Source organism: Amphibacillus sediminis NBRC 103570, assembly GCF_001552275.1.
In the GTDB taxonomy this organism is placed as follows: Bacteria; Bacillota; Bacilli; order Bacillales; family Amphibacillaceae; genus Amphibacillus_B; species Amphibacillus_B sediminis.
The window spans coordinates 1-25,691 of the sequence record NZ_BCQW01000022.1; the positions used below are offsets into that span (position 1 = coordinate 1).

Here is a 25,691-nt window from a genome sequence, read left to right on the forward strand (position 1 = left end):
GCGGAAATAATATCTACTATGGAAAATATTTCATCGTTAAAGTAGAGAGACAAATTAAACCTTATTCACTTCCTGAAGAAATGATAAATAGAAATCATTAAGGGAAGTTTCATCATTTGTTCCACAATGAGTGAAATTATTGATAGTCATTCTGAGTATTTATTATCGGGATGCGGATCAAAGTAACCATTTTTTTGAATAAGTGAAACTTCATTCAGTGGGGGTTTTCCATCCCCCACTGAACGTTAGTTGAACCAATCGGGCCGTTACTGGCTGTTGGATCTCCCACTAAGAAATGACCTGTTCCCTTATTTCTTGAAGTGGAAGGCTTACAAAAGCCCTTCGATGGGGCGAGTAATCGCAGCCCCAGACAGTTACACTGCGATAAAATCCTCATCCAAGATAATGTCCCCTAGCATTATGCCTCCAATATTTTCATTAGTAACATCAATTGATTCTACAGCTTTAATCAAATCTTCACGACTTTCCTATCCACAGCTAGTCAATACAAATAATACAACTATCAACAAAATCATTGAGTAAATGCGATACATTTTATTAATTTGTATAAACCCTTCCCCTTACTTATTAGTCTTTCTTCAACTAGTTGCTTAGTCAGCACCCTAATCATCGTTTTATTTAATCTTCGAGAATATCCTCATTATGACAAATCGAATTCACAAATAGCTGCTTAAGCCTTATCGAATTGCCTTTCCTTGTCTATTTTTATGGGATCTAAATAGTAATAATTGCTTCATTTCATCGTTGTATTTCCTTGTCTTAGGCTTTAAAAACATAGGCACGCGCAATTTCTAAAAATGCTTCTTGAATCTGTGTCAATGCTTGCTCATCAAAATCAAACATAGGATGATGGTGTGGATAAGCCGTAGCGGTATCTTTCTGTGAACCAACTCTAAAATATGTTCCTGGCTTTTCTTGTAAAAAGTAAGAAAAGTCCTCTGCTCCCATCATTGGCTCAAAATCAATAACCTGATCTCTAAATTGTTGATTAAAAATAGCTGTTATTTGAGCGGTTAACTCAGGGTCATTATATAATGCGGGATAACCATTCAAATAATCAATGATGATCTCAGCTTGATATGCCTCAGCAATCCCATTGACAATCGTGCGTATTTGCTGCTCGACTAGCTTACGTACATTAGCATCAAAGGACCGAACTGTCCCTTCTAGTTTGGCCTGATCAGGAATAACATTGAATGAATGACCAGCTTGAAATAATCCAATCGTAACAACAGCCGCTTTTAGCGGGTCAACTCTTCGACTTACAACTTTTTGTAAGCTATTGACCAGATCACTCCCAATCACAATCGGATCATTGGTATCCTGTGGCCTTGCCCCGTGGCCGCCACTCCCTTTAATTGTAATAGTAAATTTATCGACTGCTGCCATTTTATATCCAGATCCAATCGAAAGCTTACCAGTTGGCAAATCTGATCCTAAATGGGCTGCAAAAACGTAATCGACATCTTTTAGGATGCCTTGTTCTAGCATTGCCTTCGCTCCACCTGGTGGGATCTCTTCGGCTGGTTGGAAGATAAATAGAATATTACCTTTGATCTGATCTTTATACTTGATTAAGACTTTGGCGAACCCTAACAGAGCAGCTGTATGCCCATCATGCCCACATGCATGCATCACCCCTGCCTTTTGCGAACGATATGAGACCTCTTTTTCATCATGGATAGGTAATGCATCAAAATCTGCTCGAAAAGCAATCGTAGGTCCAGCTTGATCCCCTTTCAATTCTGCGACCAATCCATAGCCACCTATCCCTGTCTGCACATTAAAACCAAACTCCTGTAACTTTCGTTCAATAAAAAAAGCTGTTTCCTTTTCCTGAAAAGAAAGTTCAGGATGCTGGTGCAAATAACGCCGCCATGAAACGACCTCTGTTTCTTGTTCTTTTATTTCAATCCTAATTGCTGCTTCAATTCCACTCATATGTCTGCCTCTCCTTCACAACTTATAAACCGATTAATTCGATCGGATTATTAAGTATCATACTTCATTTATTAAATGCTGACCAGCCCTAACTTGCTTAGGCGCTTAATCAAATGTGCTATGGTGTACTTTTGCAATTTTATTGAGCTTGGCTCAATAAATTCCAGCTGAAAATCTGTGGCATCCGCCAAGGCATTAACTGGATTCTGCCAGGTCAATCCTCTGAATGAAGTTAAAATTAAAAACTACATAACGTTATCACCTAATAAAGTGAATCTTCGTTCAATGGGGGTTACGACGTATAGGATGTACTCGTACAGACGTTGCGACACGACGGCGCGAACTTAGTCAACGTCCTCTCTCCCCCACTGAACGTTAGTTGAACCAATCGGGCCGTTACTGGCTGTTGGATCTCCCACTTAGACTTGACGTGCTCCCTTATTTCTTGTAGTAGGAGTCCTACAGCCAGTTACACTGCGATAAAAAAGACGTTTCTCCTCTTTTTCATTTCCTTTTTTTACATTATAATTAAGAGATGTATGAAATAATGGAGGTGATTTGATGGTAGATAGAAATTATAGAGAAAGAACGTGGGATGATGATCTCTATTCAAACCAAAAGTTTTATGAACGACCTTGGTTTACTTGGCTGATGATGTTTGTCTGTTTACCACTCGGAATTATTTTATTGGTTAGATATGATGATCGTTCCCGAGCACTAAAAGGGATACTTTCAATTTTTTTCGTTTATTTAGCTCTTGCTTTAATTGGTATTATTTATATAACGTTTTTCCATAAGACAGATGTAGCAAAAAGCCAGCAAAGGACAGATGGTAACGTAGATATTTCGCTCGTTGCTTCAGTCGAAGATGATCAGGTCTTTATCTCAGGAGAGACCAACTTACCAGATGGAGCCTTGCTCCTCATTGAAATTGAACACTTGGAGGCCAGTCCATTTTACTTTGAGGGAATATTAGAAATCCAAAATGGTTCTTTTAACGGGAGTACTTCGATTGCTGGGGCTCCTAGTGGAAATATAGAGGTGTGGGTAGCCTTTTCTCCAGGATTAACCAAAGTAACTCAACCGCAAAAAATAATTGATCAATACGGCGAAATCGGTGAATTACTCACCGGTGAAAATGTCATGGAATATGACTCAATTCGGTATATAGAGGCGTATTATACACTTACATATCAAACTGAGTTTAGCATAGGAACGCAAAACATTATTGCAACCTTGGACCCTGAGGAAATCGATAGTGTTGTTTATGAGGGGGCTGTCTATGAGTGGCCAGATGATCAGCTTTCGCAAGAGGATGAGTATGAACACCAAATGGAATCGTTTTACAGGCTTGCAAATTTAACAATGGATGATGAAGACGATGCGGCCCGCTTGGCCGATGCCTATTATCTCTGGGGCTATGACTTTATAATGGTCGAAGAAGAAGTACTTGCCTACGAGTGGTTAAATGCATTAACCTTAGATACAGAAATTGAGCAAACGATTTTTGAGCGTGTCGAATCAGAATGGTCGGATAGCTATGCAATGATAAAATATGAGTTCGAGGTGCAATTAGAAGGCTATCAATGGCTAGAAAACTTAACCATTGAAACGGAAGAAGAGCAACGTATTCTTCAAGAAGCCATGGATTACTGGGAAGATGACTATGCCATGATTAAATACGAATTTGAAAATGAAATGAGCATCCCCCATTACGATTAATACAAACAGCTTTGGGATTGAACAACCTTTTGTTCCCAAAGCTGTTTTTATAAAGTCAAACTTCGTTCAGTGGGGATTTTCTCCATCCCCATTGAACGTTTAGTTGAACCAATCGGGCCGTTACTGGCGGTCGGATCTCCCTCTTTGACATGACGTGTTCCATTATTTCTTGAAGGGGGAGGTTTACAAAAGCCCTTCGATGGGGCGAGTAATCGGAGCCCCAGCCAGTTACACGGCAATAAAAGTAGGTCCTTTAAACCAAAGAACGGACACGATTTGAAACAAAATAGCTGAATGCTACTTCTATGAAATAAAAAATTCAATACGATGAAGGCTGAACTAAAATCTGATCAACAATGCCATAGTCCTTAGCTTGCTGAGCTGACATGAAAAAGTCCCGCTCCGTATCATTAGCTACCTTTTCATAAGGCTGTCCAGAACGATCAGCAATAAGCTGGTTAATCGCTTGGCGTTGTTTAATAATCCGTCGGGCATAAATATCCATATCAGTTGCCTGACCTTTCATGCCACCAAGAGGTTGATGTAGCATAATTTCGGAATGTGGCAAAGCATAACGTTTTCCTTTTGCTCCTGCTATTAATAAAACTGCGGCAAAGGATGCAGCCATCCCAATACAAATGGTCTGAACATCGGCCTTAATATGTTCCATCGTATCCATAATGGCAAAGCCAGCTGAAATAGACCCACCTGGACTATTTATATACATGGAAATATCAGCTTCACTATCCTGTGATGCTAGAAAAAGCAACTGAGCAGTTACACTATTTGCTAGTGTATCGTCAATTTCTGACCCAATAAAAATAATTCTGTCCTTTAATAATCTTGAATAGATATCATAACTTCTTTCCCCTAAATGTGATTGCTCCACGACATATGGTATCGCTACACTCATTTTAATCCCCCTATCTTTTTTCAATGATTAGGCTACTAACATGATGTCGCTATCCGAGGTATCCTTTTGCTGGTATTGAACATACAAACTCGGAACGGAAATCGTATCTGTCAGTAAGCTGGCCAATAGTTGGACATCGCCAATTCGCAAGGCTAAACTGAATAACTGGACACGCATCATTGACTCATCGTCGTCAACTACTATATCTTCTGTTATTCGGTGACGGACACGCTGCTTAATATTTTGTCTAGCTCGAAATAGACTTGCCTTAATTGCACCAATAGATAACTGCGTTAAATCAGCTATTTCTTTAAGACTGCAATGACAAACATCTGCCAATAAAAATAAAACCAATTGCTTAGTTGTTAGGTGTTTGATTAATACATTTAATATGTAGGACAATTCACTAGAATGATTTGGATCTTCTGTCGAGAGTTGATCAAGTTCAATCTGGTCGAGTGGGGTCACATCAATGCTTTTTTTCCGTTGCAGATCAATCCAAATATGCTTGGCCGTCATAGCTAAAAATGCTTTCGTAACCTTCTCTGGTTGGTGTCTTTGCCAATACTGGTGTGCTTTAATCCAAGTTGCCTGCATTAAATCCTCGGCATCATGATAATCTTGCGTAAAGTAAAGACAAGCCTTCCAAATAGACGAGCGATGTTGTTCCCACATTGTATTAAAATGCATTACTAAAAACCCCTTTCAACTCATTAAACGGAATAATCATAAAAAAAGATACGGGTCGATTAAATTTATTTTAGCAAATCATTCCTGCTTAGAGCATCTTTCTGCTTTGTCATATAGATCGAAACCGTGCTTGACAAAGAAAAGAAAAAGGTCATCTGCCTAAAGATAGGCACTCCCTTGTTGTGAGACAAAGTAGAACGACTATGTTTATGATTTCTATCTCTTACTTTTAAAAAACTGGTCGCAAAGTCTTTAGTGGAGCGCTAGCTTTTTAATAAAAATACAAAGAAGACGCCTATTCTTTGTCCGAACAGACGTCTTCTTTGCTATAATTCTTCACCGTTTGTTGCGATTACGCGCTTGTACCATTCAAATGATTTTTTCTTCTTACGCGCTAAGGTTCCATTACCATAATCATCTTGGTCAACATAAATAAAGCCATATCGCTTCGACATTTCTGACGTACTAGCGGAGATCAAATCAATACAACCCCAACTTGTATAGCCCATAACATCAACACCATCTGAAATCGCCTCGCCCATTTGATCAATATGAGCTCGCAAATACTCAATGCGATAGTCATCATTAATCGAGCCGTCCTCTTCAACGGTATCATAAGCGCCTAAGCCATTTTCAACAATGAACAATGGTACTTGATAACGATCGTATAATTTTTTCAATGTAATACGCAAGCCCTTTGGATCAATTTGCCAGCCCCAATCCGATGATTCTAAATATGGATTTTTCACACCACTAAAGAAGTTCCCTCTTTGCTTTGTCTTATCTGGCGCTCCACTTGCCACCATCGTCATATAGTAACTAAATGACAAGAAATCAACCGGATGAGCTGCCAAAATTTCTTCATCTCCAGGCTCCATCTCAATAGTGATATTGTGCTTCTCAAAATATTTCAACATAAAGCTAGGGTATGCGCCCCGGACTTGAACGTCGGTAAAGAAAAGATTCTTTTGATCTTCTTCTAAGGCTGCTAAGACATCATCTGGGTGACATGTCTCAGGATATGTTTCCATCCTTGCCAGCATACAACCGATCATTGCATCTGGAATGATCTCATGACAGGCCTTTACCGCACGGGCACTTGCCACAAACTGATGATGGAGTGCTTGATAAATGGCCTGCTCCTTATGCTCTAATCGATCCATTAACATTCCGCTACCGATATAAGGTGATATCGTTGAAATATTAATTTCATTAAAGGTTAGCCAATACTTGACTTTGTCTTGATAACGATTAAATAGAGTCTCAGCATAGCGAACAAAAAAGTCAATTAACCGTCGATCATGCCAGCCATTATATTTTTGTACAAGGTTTAATGGAATTTCATAATGCGAAATCGTTACTAGCGGTTCAATCCCGTATTTTAATAGTTCATCAAATACCTTGTCATAAAAAGCTAAGCCTGCTTCATTCGGTTCGAGATCATCTCCATTCGGAAAAATCCTCGGCCAAGAAATCGAAAGACGATATGTTTTAAAACCCATCTCGGCAAATAACGCAATATCTTCCTTATAACGATGATAAAAGTCGATTCCTCGACGCTTAGGAAAATTATCACCCTTATCTCCGGCTAACAGTGCATTTAGCTCTGCTTCACTACGAACCTCCATTTCAAGATCACCACGTTCTTCCTTAGGAACGAACGGAACCATATCAAAAATAGATAAACCCTTCCCATCTTGATCAAAAGCTCCCTCTACTTGGTTTGCGGCTGTTGCACCTCCCCATAAAAAGCCCTCTGGAAAACGTCCTTTTGCCATCAAAAAAACCTCCTTATTATTAACCAGTCCTTAAAATGTGCATCTTCTTCACGTTCTATCCTTAGCATAAACCCTTTGTAATCACGTGTATAGGTCAGGGCTAAATCCTGTTCGATATCCCATTAAGGGTTATTTGTGTCATAAATGTAACACTATGTTTTTAACTGTGCTATAATAAAGTTATCTCTTAATGATGGAGGTAGGTACTACCAATGTTCACTAGCGAAGTCATTGCCTCATTTAATGAACTCGAAACCTCAATTTATAATTATATTTGTCAAAATAGTGAAAAGGTTGCATACATGCGGATTCGAGAGCTTGCAGATGCCACCCATGTCTCAACCGCAACGATTTTGCGTTTTTGTCGCAAGCTTAATTGTGATGGATTTTCTGAGTTTAAAACAAAGCTAAAAATGGAGCTTAAGCAAGATAAAAAAAGCCGAATTAAAAGTAGTCAGCATGCTATGCTTGAATTTTTCGAACGTACGTTAAGTACTGAGCGAGACCAACAAATTCGGAAGGCAGCTGAACTCGTCTCAGCAGCCGATACCGTTATTTTTATTGGTAATGGAAGCTCAGGAATACTAGCTGAATATGGCGCTCGTTATTTCTCTAGTTTAGGTAAATTCTCGACCTACATTAAGGATTTTTCCTATCCTATCCATTCTAAGCTCCGGTACAACAGTGTCACGATTGCCTTGTCCGTATCAGGAGAAAATCCCTTTACCGTATCACAGCTAAATAAGCTCAAGCAAGAAGGCAGTAAGGTGATCAGTATCACCAACAATAAACTTTCTACCATTGCTAAGATTTCCGATTTAAACATTTCATACTATATAACTGAAGAATTCTATCAGCAAAGTAATATTACAACACAAGTCCCTGTAGTCTTTATCATTGAGTCAATTGCCAGAGAACTACATCAACTATAATTTGATTCGATTACCATTAAAAATGCGCGTATTCTCCTATATCCCAAGTTTAAAAATATGTTAAGATCAAAGGACGTAGGAGGAGAGATTACATGAACAAAAAAGATATTGCGCATTTTCGTAAACAATTTAAAAAAGAAAATGATTTACTACATATCCACGATATATTTAATGTCTATATTATGAAGGAAACAAGTGAGATCTATCATCAACAATGTCAACCTTTTCAATTACTGGATCAAGAAGAACAAGAGCTCTTTTTGACCAATTTCAAAAAAGTCTTAACCGGCTCCCTTGACGAGAAACTATTTGAATTAAAATTTCAAACTAACCTTGAGCATTCAAGTCAATTCATTCTTCACCAAGGATTACTTAGTCAGGAAACCGATAGCTGGAAAGAGCAGATGCTCCAACTCGTTGAAAAAATCCTTAACAAACAGCAGTATGAAATGGATATCGTTGTTAGTTTTATTAAGGGTGAATATTTCAAGCCAATCAAAAGAAGTAACCAAGACCCTGATCAAAGTGATCGTGACACCGTTTATTCACATCCCTTTATCCTATGTAGTATCAATAAAACCCAAGATCCGAAAAAAGAGCTACTCTTTGACTATGTCGAAAAACAATTTAAATACAATGTAGTGGTTGATCCGATTATTAATTTAACAGCACCTATCGGTGGATTTTTATTTCCATGCTTTACGGACAATGCTGCTGACGTTAATCATATCCTTTATTCTGCTAGTAAAGCGAATGAACCAGATCCAGAGTTTATTGAGTATGTTCTCAATGCAGAAGAGACAATAACAGCAAAAGAGGACAAGATCATTTTTGAGGAAATTGTCCGGGACGCTATTGGGCATCAGCTTAATACCGGAACACTAGCCAGCGTTTATGAAGAAATTAACCAAATTGTTGAGGAAAGTGACCAAGAAGAAGAACCAGCTAAATTAGATTACAAAGACGTTGAACAAGTACTTAAGCATAGTGGAATAGAGGATGTAGATACTGAAAAAATCCAGGCGGCTTTTCACAATGTAATTGATGATGAGAAATATGAGTTAAAAGCCAAAAACATTGTACCTAAATATACATCCAAATCGATTAAGATCCAGACGAAAGTAGCGAACATCGCTGTAAGTCCAGAGGACCTGCGCCATGTTAGACAGGTTCATTTTAGTGGTAAACGCTACTTAATGATTGAAGTTGATGAAGATACCGTTATTGACGGCTTTACCATCGTTCCGGAGCTGTTTGGCGAAAAAGTAGAAGAATAGCGTCAACTCAGGGAAATAAGAGTTAACTCGTCGATATACTTAGCCAGTCTAGTACCTAGAAAATCCACCATTTATACAATAAAGTGAAACTTCGCTCAGTGGGGGTTTCGACGCATAGGATGTGCTCGTGTAGACGTTGCGAACTTAGTCAGCTTCCTCTCTCACCCACTGAACGTTAGTTGAGCCAATCGAGCATTTACTGGCTGTTGGACCTCCCGCTTAGACATGACGTGTTCCCTTATTTCTTAATGTGGGAGGCTTACAAAAGCCTTTCGATGGGGCGAGTAATCGCAGCCCAGCCAGTTACACTGCGAAAAAACAACAGGGACAACGGCAAAGTCGTTGTCCCTGTCATACCCTTAGAGGCTCTTTACCAGCTCGATTTTTTAACACCAGGTAATTGGCCTTTATGGGCATATTCTCGAAAAGCAATACGTGACATATTAAATTTACGCATATATCCTCTAGGTCTGCCAGTCACATTGCAACGATTGTTTAATCGTGTCGGTGATGAGTCTCTTGGTAGCTTGCCAAGTGCGTTATAATCACCTTTTGCTTTAAGTTCCTCTCTTAATTCAGCATAGCGCTCAACTAAAGCTTGACGCTTAAGTTCTTTTGCTATTTTCGCTTTTTTAGCCATGCTGCTATCCCTCCCTTCAAAATGGAAATTTAATCTATCTAAAGTGAAATTAATGAATTTGTGTTAAAAACACTATTATAAAACAAATTCAACCGATTGTAAATAGTAATGATTACTATTTATGAGTTGGATAAAGTGACACTTCGTTTAGTGGGGGGCGATGCATAGGATGTGCTCGTGCAGACGTTGCGACACGACGTTACGAACTTAGTTAGCTTTCTATCTCCCCCATTGAACGTGAGTTGAACCAATCGGGCCGTTACGGGCTGTTGGATCTCCCACTTAGACATGACGTGTTCCTTATTTTTTGAAGCGGGAAGCTTACAAAAGCCCTTTGATGGGGCGAGTAATCGCAACCCCAGCCAGATACACTGCGATAAAGCTAGAAAACAACCACCCCATCTAACTGATAACATCAAAAAAGGGGAGCGTGATAAGTAGTAAGTCGTTTACTTAAGCTAAATTATCCTAACTAGATGGCTAGATCCAGATCGGGGCTATGTATAGATTGGTTAAAGTGACACAAGCTATTAAGAGTTAGATCAAAGGTAATCAATTTATGCTAAATGGGAGTGACTTATTCATGTTGGACTGTATTATTATTGGCGGTGGTCCTGCCGGCCTCAACGCAGCTCTTATGTTAGGAAGAGCTAAAAGGAAGGTCATGCTCTTCGATGATAATCAACCTAGAAATCAAGTTACGCAACAATCACATGGTTTTATCACTCAAGATGGGATTAAACCACAAGTATTTAGAGATTTGGCCCATAAGGATATAGCTCAATACCCTTCAGTCACTCTTCAGAACCGTTTAGTTCAAACAGTAAGTACAGTTGACCATACGACATATACTATTATTACAGACAAAGGACAGGCATATAACAGTAAAAAAATTATTTTAGCAACAGGACTGAAAGAAAGCCTGCCTGAGATTGAGGGAATTGACCATTTCTATGGAAAAAGTCTCTTTAGTTGCCCTTATTGTGATGGTTGGGAGTTAAGGGATCAACCCCTTGTCCTCATTTCAGAAGACAAGGATGCCGCACACCTAGCCAAAATTATTTTTCAATGGAGTCAAGACCTCGTAGTTTGCACGAACGGGAAGTCCATTTTAACACCAACTGAGGAACAGTCACTACGTCAAAATGGAATTGAGATAAATAAAAAAGCTATTACACAACTTGAGGGTACAAATGGAAAAATAATGACCCTTGTCTTTGAGGATCAATCCATATTAACTAGGGTCGGTGGCTTTGTTACAACTTCACATCGTCAAGCTAACACCTTTGCAAGTTCACTTGGCTGTCAATTCAATCAGGATGGTGGCATCGTCGTCGATAATCTAGGAAGAACCAATGTTCTAGGTGTATACGCAGCCGGCGACGCATCAACGGTTAATCCTGCTAAGCTGATTATTGCGGCCGGTAATGGCGTAAGAGCTGCCATGGGTGTAAACAGTGATTTGGCCGTGTCGCTATTTAATTAGCATAGTATGCGTGATCGGACTAGAATAATTAAACTTGTTAATATCCTTTTAATCCGTATCTTTTTGAATCCTTTGCTCGGACTGCTTTCTGTGGCAAACACAGCCTCTAAAAATTAATCATTTTTTGTTGCGATTCTAATCTAGCAGCCTGCGACTCTTCTTTATTGAATTTAAATGCTTCTTAGTTCTATTTTCACCTCTACCCTTGTCTATTTAGAGTTGTTTTTGTTCTTATTGAGGCGTATAATTTTGACCAGCTAGAAGCTGAAGAATGGATAATAGAGAAAGAGAAAGGCGTGATTGATATTAAAGCATTAATTGTTTTTTCACATCCTAGAGAAGGTAGCTTTTCACACGCATTATTGGATCGTGTAACAGCAGCATTGGAGACCAAAGGCTATCAGGTTAATGTAAGAGATTTATATAAAATGAAATTCAATCCCATTTTGGAAGCTGGGGATATGATTCACATTGAGGACGGTGCATTTGTTCGTGATCATGCAACATTTCCAGCGGAGGTTATCAAAGAACAACAATTGATGTTAGAGAGTAATCTTTACCTTTATATTTTTCCAATCTGGTGGAATGGGATGCCGGCAATTATGAAAGGCTATTTCGATCGTGTCTTCCAGCATGGCTTTGCATACAGCTTTGACAATGACCAAGCCTTTCAACGCTTTCAAGGTAAGCGTGCCTTATTCTTGACCCCAACAGGGCAGCCTCAAGAGATCGAAGGAGCAGAGAATCCCTTAAGTCAGGCTATTCGTACGGTAACATCTGATTGGTTATTTAATGGTAATAGTGTCGAAGTGATTGATCATGTCTTTTATGGTCGAGTCCCTTACTTATCTGAGCAAGAGCTTGAGCTCTATCTGCAAGATGCCGAACAACGGATACAAGCTTTATAGAATTCTGCCTACAAGGACTCTAGTATGCCAATAAGCAATCAAAAAAGTTATTTGAAACAATCGAGCTTGAAAAATAAAAAGGGATCCTCCTACTAAAAAAAGCGTTGAGAGCGATCCCTTTAATCAAGCATCATCGTATTAGCGAAAATCTTATTTTAAAAAAAGTTCTTGGATACGATGGCTGAGCTCTAAGAGGAAGTAAGCTACTCCAGCGTAAAGCCTTATTTATTTCAATGATTTGAATGAGCTGTTGAACGTTCTTCATTCTTAACAAAATCAATGGCTATAACTAATGAAATCATAATATGCTCAAAATTTTCATCATGTACATCAACTTCATAGGTATCACCCCATGTAAACCATTTTTCGTTAACATGTCCGATAACCTTTCCTCGACTAAGTACTTCAAAATGTTTATCCCACCAATCACCTTGTACGCTGACACCATAGCCATCGATGCGATAACGTGCTTTGAAAAAGCTAAACTCTTTTTGTATGGTCATAACCTCCTGACCATCTACCTCGACAAAAAATTTCGGTAAGAAGCTAAACACCTTCTTGGTAATAACACCTATTTCGTTCCCATTAGCATCTTTAATTGTAAACGTCTTAGGAATGGATAAAAAACTACCCTTAATAAAATATTTGTCAACTTCATTTTCGTCTTTAACTGTAAAGGATTCCCCAATACTAAACACTTTTTGTTTAATGTACAGCTTGCCCATAAAACTCCCTCTTTTCTAGAAACTTAATGTTCTTCTATTATATCAAAAGAGTGTTCACCCATTTCCACATTAGTGAAAATAATTTATCACGATAACGTGAGGTGAGATCAAATAGGAATGATTTTCCTAGTATTCTAAATATGATGAATGAAGCCGACCATGTAAGACACACAGATTAGAATCGAGAAATTTATACCCTGAGAAAAGCCAGACAAGAAAAAAACCTCCGCACATACGGTGCTTTACAATTTGAGGAAAAATGAACACGGAATGCCGCTAGCTTCATACCTTTAAAACAGAACAAACCTCTCATAAAACTGATTTTCATGAGAGGTTTGTCTACAGACTGGAATAAGGGGGTTTTGCCCTTCTGTTTCTTTATCTTATTCTAATCCCATTTCATTTTTCATACGTTGCAGCTCATCTTCTACAGCTGCTGAGCCTTGTTTAGCAGCGTATTTCTCTTCAAGGCTTTTCGCTTGATCGACTGGCTCCTCATTCAAGTCAGCCATCGCATTTGCCTCATCTAGTCGACGCGCGGCTTTTTCTTCCATACGTTGGAATGAACTGATTGCACCTTTTGATTTACCAACTGACTTGCTCATCGCGTTCAGCTTTTCCTGGGTATCTGCAACTGAGAGTTGCGCTTTGATTAAAGCACGACGCCCTTTAAGCTTTTCAATATCTGAGGCTAACTTATCGTGCATCTGACGCATTTTACTAGCATTTTCATGAGCGGTAGCATAAGTTTTTGACAAACCTACCCCAACATCTTCGAGTTCCTGCTTCTTGGCCAAAAAGACCCGAGCATCATCATCATTACCCGCATTTAGTGCTTTTTTGGCTAGCTCGGTATACTTGACAACCTCAGCCTCATTTTCATCGACAAGACGCTTCGCTCTTGTCTCTTCAGCCATAACACTCGCTGTGTTTTGTTTAACCTCAGCCAAGTCGTTCATCATATTACGTAGATATTGATCAATCATCTTCTCTGGATTCTCCATCTTATCCAGTACAGCATTTACATTTGAGCTAATTATATCTTGAAAACGTGACAAAATTGACATCTTTATTTCCTCCTTTAAGTTAGCTTAATCATCTTGGTATTTTTTTGATAAATCGTCTGCTTGACTATCACCAAATGTTGACAAAGGCTTGTTTAGCATTTCTTCAGTTCGCTTCGCTTCTTTTTCCTTTTGGGCTTGCCTTTTCGACCACCATTTGAAGAGTAAAAATACAAGTAATACGACGCCAATGATTATCCAAACAGTAATCCACGGAGAACGTGTCACTTCCATTATCCGATCTGCTGCCTCACGGAAAGAACGACTAAAATATTCTGAATCTGTCATGTTTTTATCGTAATAGTATCTATCAAGATAATCAAGAAGAATATCCCCCGCTTCTGTATCAATAACGGTTTTAGCTTGGCTACCCGTTAAATAGTAAGTCGCATAATTTTCCGGAACTGCTTCAAAAAACACAAGTAAAAGGTGTGCCTCATCCGTAAATAATTCATCATACAAGTCATTAGCAAAGCCCTCAACCTCTGATAAAGAAGGGTTGGTATTGCCCTCAATATTATCTGTTATGTAGACATGCGGCTGAACTCCTGTTTCTTTATAAAAATGGCGCAGTCCATCAAGCATGACAGTTTGGTTACTTATCCAACCAGACTCATCGGTGTAATAATCGGTTTCGTCTACAAGTCCCGCAGGCAACGGCTCACGTTCAATCGTTGAAGGGGTAATTCTTGATAAAAATGGCGTATTCAAAATAGATGTGTTAAAAATTCCGACTAAAAACAAACCAAGTAAAATAAACAAGAAGATCCCGCAACCACCACAGCCGCCGCCTCCGTAATAACGCGGACGACGCCAAAATGGCCGCCCATAGTAAGGCCGGGAATGATAAATCGGTCCTAGGCCAGGACGATAACCTCCTGTTCCACCACTTGGCCTACCAGCAGATCCGCCTCGATTTTTCCCTGGACCAAATGTTCCACTGCTTCTACCTGCACCGCCTCGACCACCGCCAAAGCCACCGCCTCGGCTTCCACCACCGAAGGAACCACCTCGGCCACCTCCGCCAAATGAGCCACCTCGGCTTCCGCCACCAAATGAACCGCCTCCACGACTTCCTCCACCTCTACCCATAATACTTCACTCCTTAACTATAGCTATACCCTGTTTGATCTATCTAAAAACGAGTATCCCAATAATATATCTATGTAATCCCGGAACACTCTCTTCCTTAAGACACACTGATTCAATTTCGTTGGTCATGCTAAACGAATCGATTTATTCAGCTAGATTGCTGCTACCCATTTCACTTTCAAACCACTTTAACGCTCGTTTTTCAATCTCGACAACGAGCTGCTCCTTTCCTTTGATATAGGATTCGATATCATTGGGATAACGTTTTGCAAGTGATGCTTTCAAGTCTCCATAGGTCTTAGCATCAACTGCATGGGCTCGTAAATAATCCCGAAAGGCAAGATGACGTTTAATTTCTCGACGGCCCAATTGATAGATATGGACATGATGAGTACGATTGTCTCCACCTTTTTGGAAAAATCTACGCCCATTTATTCCATTTTCACCTTTTGCTTGATAGCCTTTTTTAACCATGGTCAGCCATTCGATTAATGTCATTAACAGTAATCATGATATCGTTAATAGGCTTGGCCTTCATTCCTTTTACTGAAGTACTACCGATATGTTCAATTGCTACTATTTCTGAGTTAAATACTTCAATTAATACTTTCGATTCCTCTTGATAACTTTCTAGCCAGCCTTCATTAAACGTGTGTACTTCTACTTTCCTCATTAATGTGCCCTCCTATGCTTAGGTTATGACACGCTTTTGTTTTTCTTCACAGTTTGCAAAGCTCCATGGTTGTTGCGTGATATTTATTAATCCATTTAGTTCAAATAGTTATTGCTGTTTTATCCTGGTTTTGATTAATCAACAAACTCATGGTTGAGTCGCATATGCCTCACTCATGTTTCTAAAGACATTCTCTCCTTTGCTCAACTAATTATTGTCTCGATATGCGCGCTTATATCATTGGGCATTTTTGACCACACACGTTAAGATTATTATAACGAAAAAAGAAGCCAGACTCATCCGACCTCTTTAATGTCCCTTAATACCTAGATATCAGTATAATTATGTATGTCGTTAACTCAGTTACTTTTACCAATAACGGTAATAGTATTGCTAACCTCCTAAATTTCCTTTAAATGCTTCCTGCCAAATGATTTCCCCTTGACTATTAAGTGCCTCAATTCGGATATCATCTGGTTCCGCTGTTAAAGGCTTTCGCTCAAAATCAATTAGAGAATACCAAACCCTCAAATCATTATCGACAGAGATAATCTCAGCTTGAGAGACCTGTTCATTTTGGACGACTTGGACGGATTGGATATCAGGATTTTGAATAGAGCCACTATAGACCTCGCCTCCGCCGTACCAAGTAAAATCATCTCCTGGACTATCTAAAAAAGCAAAAAACTCTCCGATTCCATTTTCGAAACCCACGACTAGGTAGTGATAGGGGGATTTGTCTTGATCGTCTTGAAAATAGAGTATATATCTTGTCTCATCCGCCTCGGCATAAATGAGTTCAGCTGTATCACCATAATAGTAACTTACAAGTTGACTTGCTTGACCAGCATCAACAATAATTTTGACTAACTCAATCCAACTAGCAAAATAAGACCTTTCAAGTGATTCTAATTCCTCTTTCAGCAATCGGTTTTCTGACTTTAAATTTATGTACTCAATCGGATCAACAATAAAATCTTCTTCTGCATGATCTTCGTCTATGATTTCCGGCTCATCCTCAATCAAAAAATCATTCAGCGGAGGAGGTGATTTGAGCATTACACCAACTAGGATAAAAAATAAAACCACTGTAACTAAGATATACGTTTTTTTCCTCATCATGCTCTTCCTATCTTTTTAATGAACTATCCATTCACTATTTAGGTATTGGTCTGACATCTTTTTTTGATCGGTTCGATCACAAATCTCGCAGGTATTTTACATTTTAATATAATGTGACTGAATCGATCCTTTGCACTTGTTTTTACTTATTGTCCTATCCTTTATTAAGTGGGCCCTCTACTTTTCCCTTAACAAGGTTACTTTGATTTTCCACTAGCCAATCACTAAATATTTTTTGAAATCGTTCCTCTTCCTCATCTTGAAATCCTTTAAACACTACCTCATCTATATTTTCTTTATTAAAATATAAGACATTGTCCGGGACTATGCCCTGTGGGTATAAACATCCTGAATAATCAAACAATTGCTTCTCACCATTTATTTCAAGAATTGGACCTCTCTATTTAATATCATTAGCTTACTGGTTCCATCCTTTAGATATACTATTGAACCTATTGGTAACATATTTTTACCTCCTTGACATTTGTTTAAGAACTTTACCGCATTTTCATTTAAATCTCACTGGAGTCGGACCATCTAAGATAGTCATTACATTAAGGAGTGTTAAGCAAAAAAAGAAAAAGGTTGCTACAACTATTGCCACTATATTACCGTGTATAATAAAAAATGCGAACATAGCAAGAAGAAAAATCAAAATAAAACAATAACTAAGAAAACATTGCATAAAGTGTTTAAATGATTCTGGTCTGATGAAAACCTGAACTTTTAAGGCTTCATCAAAAGCTATCATTTTAGCAAATTTCCTTTTATACCTGTTACCCAAATATACTCGGAATAGCATCACAACTAATAACATCACTATTCCAACAATACCGTTCACTAACATTGTGCTTGATATGTTAAAATAATCTGTTAGGGGGGTTAGTAAATTGGCTAAAAATATACCTATTCCCGTTCCCAATATAGCAAGACTTTTATCCTTCGATTTATCTCTCTCCACGTGCCTTAACTTACTATTAATCTCGTCTTCATCTACTTTATAAATAGTATTAGGTACTATCCATGTTAGAAAAGGAAATAGCGATTTCATTACTGACTTACCCATATCTATTGCGTAGGTCTCTCCATCAATCTTCAAAATTCTATATCTTGGATTCTTCGCAACTCTTTGCACTTCACATTGCATCTCATTCACCACGCCCAGTTCATAGGATTAATTGCGTCAATCCCTTTACTAATTGCCTGTCCAGCACCCTCGACAGAATCTACAACCCAATTGCCAACATCGTCTAATTTTTGACCTACATAGTCCAGACCATCTTGAACTCCTAAAAAATTGTAATTATAAGCTAAATTAAACCCCCAAGTAGCAAGAAGCCCAGCTCCTATCGTCCAACCAACTGGCGTAATAGAGAAGCCCGCGGCTATAGCTGTGCCAATAGCACCACCCGCCATGCCCACTCCTGCACTTGTAGCATTGTGCATTATTGCCTCTCCAACAGACTTTCCATTTTCATATAAATCTTCGTACATCCCTACAGCTGCACTAGCAACTATGAAGCTTCCCCCTATACTTTACCTGATATTTGAACAAATTGGCCTGTTTTCGATATAAAATTAGAGGTTTTCATCGTGGCATTCCCAATTATTTTAATTATATTACCTGTCCGATTTGAAATTCGACTAAACAACTCCCCTATAGTTCTAATATCAGTCGCTAACGCTCCAACTCCTTTCCCGATTACCTTTACTTCCTGGCCAATATATTTTGCAGATTCAACTATAAAATTAACTGCCAAATCAAGCCCAATTTCCACCTTATTATCATACAAATATCTGATAACGCTTTGTGGTACTTCTTCATTTAGCTCTTTTTCACTTAATTGTTTAGTAGATTTAATCATTGTTGAAAATATGCTATAGTAAATTTTTCGATCAATCTTCCCGTTTTTTAAATCAATTAAAGCATAATTTAAGATTTTTCGCCCTGTCTCGTCCATATCTTTTAGTGTAGCGCCCATCAATCGTTCGATCTCATATATAGACATATATTGAATAGATTTACTATTTATTTGCCTTATATCTACAATAGTCTTATTATAATCTTTTAATGTCGCTAATCCCTTAGTTGTCGAATCACCTTTATAATTAGTAAATCTAGCATTTCCATTCACAGCCCCAACGTGATTTAAAGTAGTTTCTATTTCTTTAAGGATATTCCCAACTTGCAACACACCGTTTTTATTTATACGTGTAAACGAGACTAAATCCTCTAGTAAATCCTCTACTTTATTTACTACACTATGATGTGCCTGTTCAATATCACTTAAAGAAGGGGTGGTTGCACTGCTTATATCCGAAACACTGCGAATAATGTTACTGACAACCTTATGTTCTGCCTGTAAAGTCCTATTGCCTTTATTAACATCCTCCATAACATCTGTAAGATAATGACTTTGGACAATAGCACGACTACTTTTATCTACCCTTGATTGAAAGGTTTCAATATGGTTGTTCAATTTATTAAATAGATCAGTAAGTACCCCTTTAAAAGTAGTCAATACTGTAAGATGAAAATCTATAAAATATAATTTTGCTTGATCTGCTGTTTCACCTGAAAAAGAGCTCATATTACAAAACTCTTCTATGCATAGCTCCACTTTTAAAAGACTATCTTTTATCTCCTCTGATGTTAATTTGAATTCATCTGAAAAGTCTATAACTTCAGATATGTCTACTTTATGCCCCAAGAATATCCCTCCTCCCATTATTTCGATGACAACCTAAGTGCAAGTATTATCCATCCTATTTCCATTTTACCTTTCCAGGAATTGGAAGTCTATTATTTTCCGGGGAATAATAGCAATAATAAAGCCATGAGCTTAGCGCTAACCAGACATACAATCGCCAGATAGCAAATTAAACCCGTTGTTTTATACAAATAAGTAAGCGAGTAAGTTTAATCAGAGAAAACATACTATTTCCCCGATTAAACCAGCTCGCTCAATTTACCAATACGCCCGAAAGTTTTGATCTATATGCTCAACTTAGTCTGCTTTGAGTAAATTCTCCTTCATTTTTGCTTCAATTTCATCTAAGTAATAGATGTTTGTGGCGGTGTTAGTCACCTGATCTAATACCACTAAGGTCGGCAGGTAGATTGATTCAATTTGTAAAAAAAACTGCTGATCACGATCAAAGTAAACGGGCAACGATATATGATGTTCATCTAAAAAATGATTGACTTGTTCATCATCATGATCAGATTCACATAAGGGGACATGAACTGTTATGATCGAGTCACCTCGATAATTTGATAACTTCTCCAATACCTGTTTACAAAGTCCACAGCTTAAGGCCCAAAAGCAAACCATCTCAATCTGATTCGATTCTACAAGGTCAAAATGACGCTCTAATTCACTCAAGATTAATTCTCTTGTCATACCTCATTACTCCCTTCCTGCTTTATCACGGATAACCGTCTGTCAAACTCCCGCCACAAAATGGAGAGAGGAATTAAATCTATTTAGACAGAAGATAACGGACGCTAAGGTCCTGATTCACTCGAGGCAATAGGATATTGCTCAAACTAACATTCTATTGGACGTGAAGACGTCTTGTGCTAACGTCTGCATGACCTACATCGTGTAGGCTTAACTCCGACTATATTGAGGTTCATTATATCCAAAATCTACTCAATACTCTGTTCATCATGTCTAAACATGATCAGGGGTACACCCTTTTAGTCGCTTGTTTGAGTACGGCTCACTGCAATGCTGTCTTTCCTCGTAATTTGCAGCTTATTGAATAGATGGATAAAGCGGAATGCCATGCCTATCGACGCTAACAAGATGATAGAGATCGTAATATTTACAGTATTCAATAGCATGCTATGATTCAATGGAAAGAGACAGATCAATAGAACCGTCATCATGGTTAGCAAACTCCAAGCTATAACATGTTTATAATACGTCCATGCCGTTATCTCACGATTAACGATTAAGCGGGAAAACACATGGATACGAATCATTAACGAAAGGAGAAAGAGCAGATGGATCAAAATAACGATAGAAAGGCTAGGTAATACGCCTAAATATTGGGCGATAACATTTAATAAAATCAATGAACAGAAGTTTGGCAAAAGTGATGTTGATTCAATTAATAACACCTTTACGAATAGACTCCCGGGTGTAGTTAATAGCGTATCCGAGTAATAATGCCGTATCGTCCCAGAGACAAAACCACTTACTAGATTAGCTAATATAAGAAAAGTGAACATCACATAATAAAACAATGGTGAAATATTGAACAAGAAGAAGGATAACACCACCGTAACGATAAAGTGAAAAAGTAGACTCTTATAGCCCTTTCGTAATAGCAATAATTCAAACCAAACAAATGCGAAGCTGTTCGTTAAAACCTTACCTCCCCACCAGCTTGTATAGCTTGATTGACCCCGCGCAGAATTAATCAGCGTATTAAAGCTTTCATATTGCGACCAAAAATCGGCTTCAAAAACAAGCTTTTCTTTAAATTTTGGTGTTTCACAGAAGAGGTAGATGATAATCAGACAGAAGGAAATCAGACTAATTAAAAAGATACTAGAACTAAGGTGCAGTGTCCCATTCAGTATTTGACCTAATTCGATGATCATACCAGAAAATAGAGAGGGGACATTTTCATTAAAGATAAAATAGGTTAGGATCCCAAACCCTATCCCTAGCACTACAATCAGCGCTGTAGAGAACGATGATGCCTTCACATTTCCTCTTAGTGTAGACAAAGCAAACGCGACTAGATCAAAAACGAAAAAGATTGAATAACAGATTAGAGCTTTAACAAAGATATGGCTCCAAGCTCCAGACAAAATCATGATAAATTCAACCGTAACAGCGGAGAGCAACCAAATACTGAGGCGCGGGATCATTTTTGATAAAAACAAAGCGATTAAAATTTGGAAAGTTGATTTTGGGACAGAGTAAATCCACGTTATATCATGTAAATGACAAGGAATTCGGCTTGAAATCATACCAAATAACGCATTTAAAAGTAATAAACCTAGTATGACCCAACCTTGCCATAATGGATGGCTGTAATCTACTCGAGCAAATAAGTTATATTGAAGAGAGCCTAGACCAACTAACAAAATAATCAACAATAGCATGACATGGCCAGACTGGTAGGACCACTTTTTTAGTTTCTTTTTGATCATTTTCAGCTGTAAATCAATGATATTAATCATAGAGTCGAACGCTCCCTCCTAAGCGTTGGATAATTCGGTTTCCCCAGTCGTGCTTAGCAGCTTTATCGTGTGGCACATCATCTATTCCCTTAAAATGACCTTTTTCTATTAATAGACACTGATCAGCAACATCCTTAATAAAATCAAGACTATGAGATGAAACAAGTAGTATTTTATTCTGTGCCTTTTGTGTCAACAGCCACTCTGCCAACCATTGTTTAGAAGGAATGTCTAATCCATTTGTTGGTTCATCCAAAATATATAGCTTGGCTTGATGCAGATAGGCAGCGGCTAACATTACTCTTTGTTTTTGCCCTTTTGATAAACTTCCACTCGTTCGATCAGCTAATTCAGTAAGCTCTACCGTAGCTAATGCTTTCCTAACAGATTCTTCAATTTCACTACTAAGACCAAAAGCCTTGGCCTTAAATTGAATATGCTCAGCAATCGTAAGGGAAGGGAACAAATAGGCCTGATCAGGTACATAAGCGGTCAGATGTTTAGCTGCCTCTGTACCTGGGTGTTCCCCTTCAATGCTTATCATCCCCGAATTGGGCTGGAAAAGCCCTGCAATACAACGGAATAAGGTTGTCTTACCCGCACCATTGGCACCAACTACCCCCATAATCGTTCCAGGTCTAACCTGAAAGCTCAGATCAAAGATCCCTTCCCCCTGCTGATAGGTTTTGGTTACGTTCTTTACTTCCAGCATTAGTCATATCACCTCTCATTTAACGATTTGTATTGATTGACACAGATTCTGTAGCTCTATATTTACTTAATTGATATTCGATTAAAGGCAGAGATGTTGTTAAGAAATTATAGGTAAAGTGGGCAATGAAGGCAGCTAGGAAGCCAAAATGAACAAAAATATAGCCTAAGATTAAACCGATCATCACTAATTGCAAACACCTGAAAATGGATGGTGAAAAACCCTGCCCTTGATGCAAACATGCCCATAAAATAGACGTTATTACGATAGCCAAAACGGTTTGATCAAATAGTAAAGTCAACAAGGAAATAGCAAGTAGCCGATAAATGGTTTCTTCTAGTAGCGCACTTTGAACGGACATACTTAATGATTGCCGATAGCGATAGCCAGATAAAAAAATCGATCGGGAAGATAACTCAGGAGAAATACGAACATAACCGCCAAGTTGGAGCAGATAAAAGAATATTCCTGAGATGGATAGGCAAATCAAGCCAACCCCTATCCCTGTACTTAACTGTGTCATCATGTTTTGAAAGGTAAGACTACCATTTAGCTCAGCTAGATTTAGGCCAACAAAAGAGAGCAGAAAGGTGAGAAAGCCATAAGTGATCATTCCTACTAAAGCTGATAGCGTTCCTACCGTATAGATCGATTTCAATGTTAACCTCGAATCAAATGCATGGATAACACTCATTTTGATATGATCTATAGTTGTTAACAAGATTGAACTAACCATTAAGATGGTCAATACCATACTACTGGTGGCATTGATCACTTGTTCGGTATGAATAAAGACAAAAATAGCAACAATCACCGCAGCTAAAGAACCTATAAAACTACTTAAGTTGAGGGCATTTTCTCGATACTCCTTTCTAACTAGTGATTGAATAGCATTCGTGTTTATTTCTGTATCACTACTTATTTGTGTGACGCGGTCATCCGACAAGACTACCGTCAGTTTCATCCTAACTTCTTCTTGATTAATCATGTACCAGTACTGCTTAATATTGGCTAATTCTTCTGTTCTTTCACCTTTACCCGTCGTCTGTAAACTTTTCCAAAGCACACTGTCATTTTCACTACTTAACAGCCTAACAATATCCTCTGAAGTGGTTATAATGGGTTTAGTTTCACGTAAGAGCGCTGTGTTCCGAATCGTCGTGTCTAAAAACGTGACCTCTTTTTTGGCACTAATGTTAATCGCTATTGAATTATTTTGATGAATGAAACGTAGTCGCCATGCTTCTACTAGTCCCCAGTCAAATAATAGCTGCCGCCATTTATCAAGCAAATTTAATTGATGCATACGATTAATAACTTTTTGGTCATACCAGTAGCTCGTAAAAACTTTCCAGTCCTTAACATCCACTCCAACAAGCTGATCGATATACTGCGTGGCAATCTGAATCGCTTCCTCTTCTGATAATAATGAAGAGGTATAGCTAGACGGTCTGAAGCGCCAATACAATAAAAGCGACAATACTCCTGCAACGATAATAATAGCCTCGGTCATTGTTTTAACTCCTTCACTAAACATATGCATGCGGAAGATCTACTTCTTCCGGAAAATCAATCTTCGCTAGACAGCGACATGTTTTGGCTTGTTGCTGGACAGAAGATAACCTTGAGGGTTGTCCTAATTTTTCTAATGAATCTGTTTGGATGTTCCCTAAAGCTACTGGCTCGATTTGACATGGTGTAACCAAACCATCCGCCCTTATATACCATTGGAGATAGCCTGGTGTACTGAACTCTGAACAGCCCTCATTATTGTTGTCATCCCACAAATAAAGATGGATTTTATCACGGTATTTCTGCTGGGCTTCCACTAATGTAGACTGCACGTGCTTGTATTGCTCCTGTGTTAACGAAAAAGCATGATCCTCTGCTCTACCTAGAGGTAAGGTTAGGCCAGCTCGGAATGCCTTAGCACCCGCACGAACACTTTCCTCAACCACCTCTGCTACTGATTGATAATTCTCAGGATTAACGGTCATCGCAACTAATACAGGAATGTCCTTTTGTGACATTTTTGCTATTGTATGAATAGATTCGATAAAGGCACCTTGTTTTCCTCGTAATTGGTCATGAATTTTTGCTGAACCATCCAGACTGATTTGCACATTCACATTACCTAAATGAGCGACAAGCTCAATCTCCTCATCTTTCCAGTTCAACCCATTAGAAAAGAGGCTAATGTTGGTAAATAAAGAACTAGCTGTGACTAAGATCTCTTTAAAGCCTTTGACTAAGCTAGCCTCTCCACCGGTTAAAGTTAGATCACTTACCCCATTGGCTGCTAACCGATGCATAATTGAAATCCATTCTTCAGGCTTTAATTCCCCTTTAAGCCGTCTTCCTGAAGAAGAAAAACAGAATGAACAAAATAAATTACAGCCATTTGTCAGTTGTAGAGTACAGCTGATCGGAATATAAGACGTCGTAGACCCCGTCACCACTAGGGAGGGCATATTATGTATCCATGTTTCTGTTATGGGATGCGCCTCTAGCCTGGCAACCAAATCTTGTTCGGTAATCGTTTCTCCTTTAATGACACTTAAAATTTGAGCCGTTTTAGCTAAGGATCTATTTTTAGCGAGTAATAGCGCTATTTCAACAGCCTCGCCACTTAACCTGAAATAGTACATACTTTTTCGTTCAACAAGTAATGCACTATGAGGTTGTAAGTGGATATAGAATTCAGGTGCGTTCGCTTTTGACAAAATAATTCCTCCTTAATTTTTTTGAAGGAGGACGACAATTAGTTGTGCCCTCCCTAATCGCGCCTTGAC

At 38.5% G+C, this 25,691-nt stretch carries 26 protein-coding genes; 5 read left to right on the plus strand and 21 right to left on the minus strand.

What is annotated here, in order from left to right; all coding sequences use genetic code 11:
- Window positions 1–780: 780 nt before the first annotated feature.
- The gene (locus ASE01S_RS12095) at window positions 781–1,962 is read right to left on the minus strand and encodes a M20 metallopeptidase family protein (protein ID WP_067842691.1); all 1,182 of its coding nucleotides are present in this window, start codon (window positions 1,960–1,962) and stop codon (window positions 781–783) included.
- 561 nt (window positions 1,963–2,523) lie between these two features.
- Between ASE01S_RS12095 and ASE01S_RS12100 the strand changes: the two genes are divergently transcribed.
- The gene (locus ASE01S_RS12100; RefSeq protein ID WP_067842694.1) at window positions 2,524–3,684 is read left to right on the plus strand and encodes a hypothetical protein; all 1,161 of its coding nucleotides are present in this window, start codon (window positions 2,524–2,526) and stop codon (window positions 3,682–3,684) included.
- Window positions 3,685–4,003: 319 nt separating this feature from the next.
- Here ASE01S_RS12100 and ASE01S_RS12105 read toward each other — a convergent pair whose 3' ends face one another.
- The 3 genes from ASE01S_RS12105 to ASE01S_RS12115 all read right to left on the minus strand — a co-directional run bounded on the left by ASE01S_RS12105 (window position 4,004) and on the right by ASE01S_RS12115 (window position 7,065).
- Window positions 4,004–4,597, minus strand: a complete 594-nt coding sequence (locus ASE01S_RS12105; RefSeq protein ID WP_067842697.1) for an ATP-dependent Clp protease proteolytic subunit — start codon at window positions 4,595–4,597, stop codon at window positions 4,004–4,006.
- A gap of 27 nt (window positions 4,598–4,624) precedes the next feature.
- The gene (locus ASE01S_RS12110; protein ID WP_067842700.1) at window positions 4,625–5,287 is read right to left on the minus strand and encodes an RNA polymerase sigma factor; all 663 of its coding nucleotides are present in this window, start codon (window positions 5,285–5,287) and stop codon (window positions 4,625–4,627) included.
- Window positions 5,288–5,613: 326 nt separating this feature from the next.
- Window positions 5,614–7,065, minus strand: coding sequence for a glycoside hydrolase family 1 protein (locus ASE01S_RS12115; RefSeq protein ID WP_067842703.1), 1,452 nt, complete (start codon window positions 7,063–7,065; stop codon window positions 5,614–5,616).
- Between the two features lie 212 nt (window positions 7,066–7,277).
- Here ASE01S_RS12115 and ASE01S_RS12120 point away from each other — a divergent pair, with 212 nt between their 5' ends.
- Together ASE01S_RS12120 and ASE01S_RS12125 are read left to right on the plus strand one after the other, a co-directional pair.
- Window positions 7,278–7,997 (plus strand): MurR/RpiR family transcriptional regulator, encoded by a 720-nt coding sequence (locus ASE01S_RS12120; protein WP_067842705.1) that lies wholly within the window; start codon window positions 7,278–7,280, stop codon window positions 7,995–7,997.
- 92 nt (window positions 7,998–8,089) lie between these two features.
- Window positions 8,090–9,274, plus strand: coding sequence for a DUF4317 domain-containing protein (locus ASE01S_RS12125; protein WP_067842708.1), 1,185 nt, complete (start codon window positions 8,090–8,092; stop codon window positions 9,272–9,274).
- 370 nt (window positions 9,275–9,644) lie between these two features.
- Here ASE01S_RS12125 and rpsN read toward each other — a convergent pair whose 3' ends face one another.
- The gene (gene rpsN, locus ASE01S_RS12130) at window positions 9,645–9,914 is read right to left on the minus strand and encodes a 30S ribosomal protein S14 (protein WP_067842711.1); all 270 of its coding nucleotides are present in this window, start codon (window positions 9,912–9,914) and stop codon (window positions 9,645–9,647) included.
- A gap of 583 nt (window positions 9,915–10,497) precedes the next feature.
- On the opposite strand from rpsN, the gene ASE01S_RS12135 reads away from it, so the two are divergent.
- Together ASE01S_RS12135 and ASE01S_RS12140 are read left to right on the plus strand one after the other, a co-directional pair.
- Window positions 10,498–11,400 carry an NAD(P)/FAD-dependent oxidoreductase gene (locus ASE01S_RS12135; RefSeq protein WP_067842714.1) on the plus strand — a complete coding sequence of 301 codons (903 nt, stop codon included), beginning with the start codon at window positions 10,498–10,500 and terminating at the stop codon, window positions 11,398–11,400.
- A gap of 296 nt (window positions 11,401–11,696) precedes the next feature.
- Entirely contained in the window at window positions 11,697–12,308 is a 612-nt protein-coding gene (locus tag ASE01S_RS12140; protein WP_245630372.1) for an NAD(P)H-dependent oxidoreductase, read from the plus strand.
- Window positions 12,309–12,538: 230 nt separating this feature from the next.
- Here the strand turns inward: ASE01S_RS12140 and ASE01S_RS12145 are convergent, their stop codons facing one another.
- The 16 genes from ASE01S_RS12145 to skfB form a co-directional block, all read right to left on the minus strand.
- Complete coding sequence (locus ASE01S_RS12145) at window positions 12,539–13,033, minus strand: LURP-one-related/scramblase family protein (RefSeq protein WP_067842716.1); 495 nt, start codon at window positions 13,031–13,033, stop codon at window positions 12,539–12,541.
- Window positions 13,034–13,416: 383 nt separating this feature from the next.
- Complete coding sequence (locus ASE01S_RS12150; RefSeq protein ID WP_067842717.1) at window positions 13,417–14,100, minus strand: PspA/IM30 family protein; 684 nt, start codon at window positions 14,098–14,100, stop codon at window positions 13,417–13,419.
- A 24-nt stretch (window positions 14,101–14,124) separates the two neighbouring features.
- A complete protein-coding gene (locus ASE01S_RS12155) occupies window positions 14,125–15,189 on the minus strand; it encodes a TPM domain-containing protein (RefSeq protein WP_217995657.1) in 1,065 nt (354 codons plus the stop codon).
- A 144-nt stretch (window positions 15,190–15,333) separates the two neighbouring features.
- Window positions 15,334–15,687, minus strand: coding sequence for a GrpB family protein (locus ASE01S_RS12160; protein WP_306303217.1), 354 nt, complete (start codon window positions 15,685–15,687; stop codon window positions 15,334–15,336).
- Window positions 15,656–15,862 (minus strand): GrpB family protein, encoded by a 207-nt coding sequence (locus ASE01S_RS16400; protein WP_306303218.1) that lies wholly within the window; start codon window positions 15,860–15,862, stop codon window positions 15,656–15,658. The genes ASE01S_RS12160 and ASE01S_RS16400 overlap by 32 nt, the downstream gene beginning before the upstream one ends.
- 393 nt (window positions 15,863–16,255) lie before the next feature.
- Window positions 16,256–16,981 (minus strand): hypothetical protein, encoded by a 726-nt coding sequence (locus ASE01S_RS12165; RefSeq protein WP_067842719.1) that lies wholly within the window; start codon window positions 16,979–16,981, stop codon window positions 16,256–16,258.
- Window positions 16,982–17,138: 157 nt separating this feature from the next.
- A complete protein-coding gene (locus tag ASE01S_RS12170; RefSeq protein WP_373277953.1) occupies window positions 17,139–17,348 on the minus strand; it encodes a DUF4176 domain-containing protein in 210 nt (69 codons plus the stop codon).
- Window positions 17,349–17,362: 14 nt separating this feature from the next.
- Window positions 17,363–17,449 carry a DUF4176 domain-containing protein gene (locus tag ASE01S_RS16535; RefSeq protein WP_373277954.1) on the minus strand — a complete coding sequence of 29 codons (87 nt, stop codon included), beginning with the start codon at window positions 17,447–17,449 and terminating at the stop codon, window positions 17,363–17,365.
- A gap of 43 nt (window positions 17,450–17,492) precedes the next feature.
- Window positions 17,493–18,119 carry a DUF443 family protein gene (locus ASE01S_RS12175; protein ID WP_245630373.1) on the minus strand — a complete coding sequence of 209 codons (627 nt, stop codon included), beginning with the start codon at window positions 18,117–18,119 and terminating at the stop codon, window positions 17,493–17,495.
- A gap of 17 nt (window positions 18,120–18,136) precedes the next feature.
- Window positions 18,137–18,430, minus strand: a complete 294-nt coding sequence (locus ASE01S_RS12180; RefSeq protein ID WP_157065210.1) for a hypothetical protein — start codon at window positions 18,428–18,430, stop codon at window positions 18,137–18,139.
- 83 nt (window positions 18,431–18,513) lie between these two features.
- On the minus strand, window positions 18,514–19,695 hold the full coding sequence (locus tag ASE01S_RS12185; RefSeq protein ID WP_067842724.1) for a T7SS effector LXG polymorphic toxin: 1,182 nt from the start codon (window positions 19,693–19,695) through the stop codon (window positions 18,514–18,516).
- 297 nt (window positions 19,696–19,992) lie between these two features.
- Window positions 19,993–20,388, minus strand: coding sequence for a TlpA disulfide reductase family protein (locus ASE01S_RS12190; protein WP_067842727.1), 396 nt, complete (start codon window positions 20,386–20,388; stop codon window positions 19,993–19,995).
- Between the two features lie 299 nt (window positions 20,389–20,687).
- Window positions 20,688–22,187, minus strand: a complete 1,500-nt coding sequence (gene skfF / locus ASE01S_RS12195) for a sporulation killing factor system integral membrane protein (protein ID WP_067842730.1) — start codon at window positions 22,185–22,187, stop codon at window positions 20,688–20,690.
- The gene (locus ASE01S_RS12200) at window positions 22,180–22,899 is read right to left on the minus strand and encodes an ABC transporter ATP-binding protein (protein WP_067842733.1); all 720 of its coding nucleotides are present in this window, start codon (window positions 22,897–22,899) and stop codon (window positions 22,180–22,182) included. Before ASE01S_RS12200 ends, skfF begins: the two co-directional genes overlap by 8 nt.
- Window positions 22,900–22,918: 19 nt before the next feature.
- Window positions 22,919–24,412, minus strand: coding sequence for a CPBP family intramembrane glutamic endopeptidase (locus tag ASE01S_RS12205; RefSeq protein ID WP_067842736.1), 1,494 nt, complete (start codon window positions 24,410–24,412; stop codon window positions 22,919–22,921).
- A gap of 16 nt (window positions 24,413–24,428) precedes the next feature.
- The gene (gene skfB / locus ASE01S_RS12210) at window positions 24,429–25,622 is read right to left on the minus strand and encodes a sporulation killing factor system radical SAM maturase (RefSeq protein ID WP_245630374.1); all 1,194 of its coding nucleotides are present in this window, start codon (window positions 25,620–25,622) and stop codon (window positions 24,429–24,431) included.
- Between the last annotated feature and the right edge of the window lie 69 nt (window positions 25,623–25,691).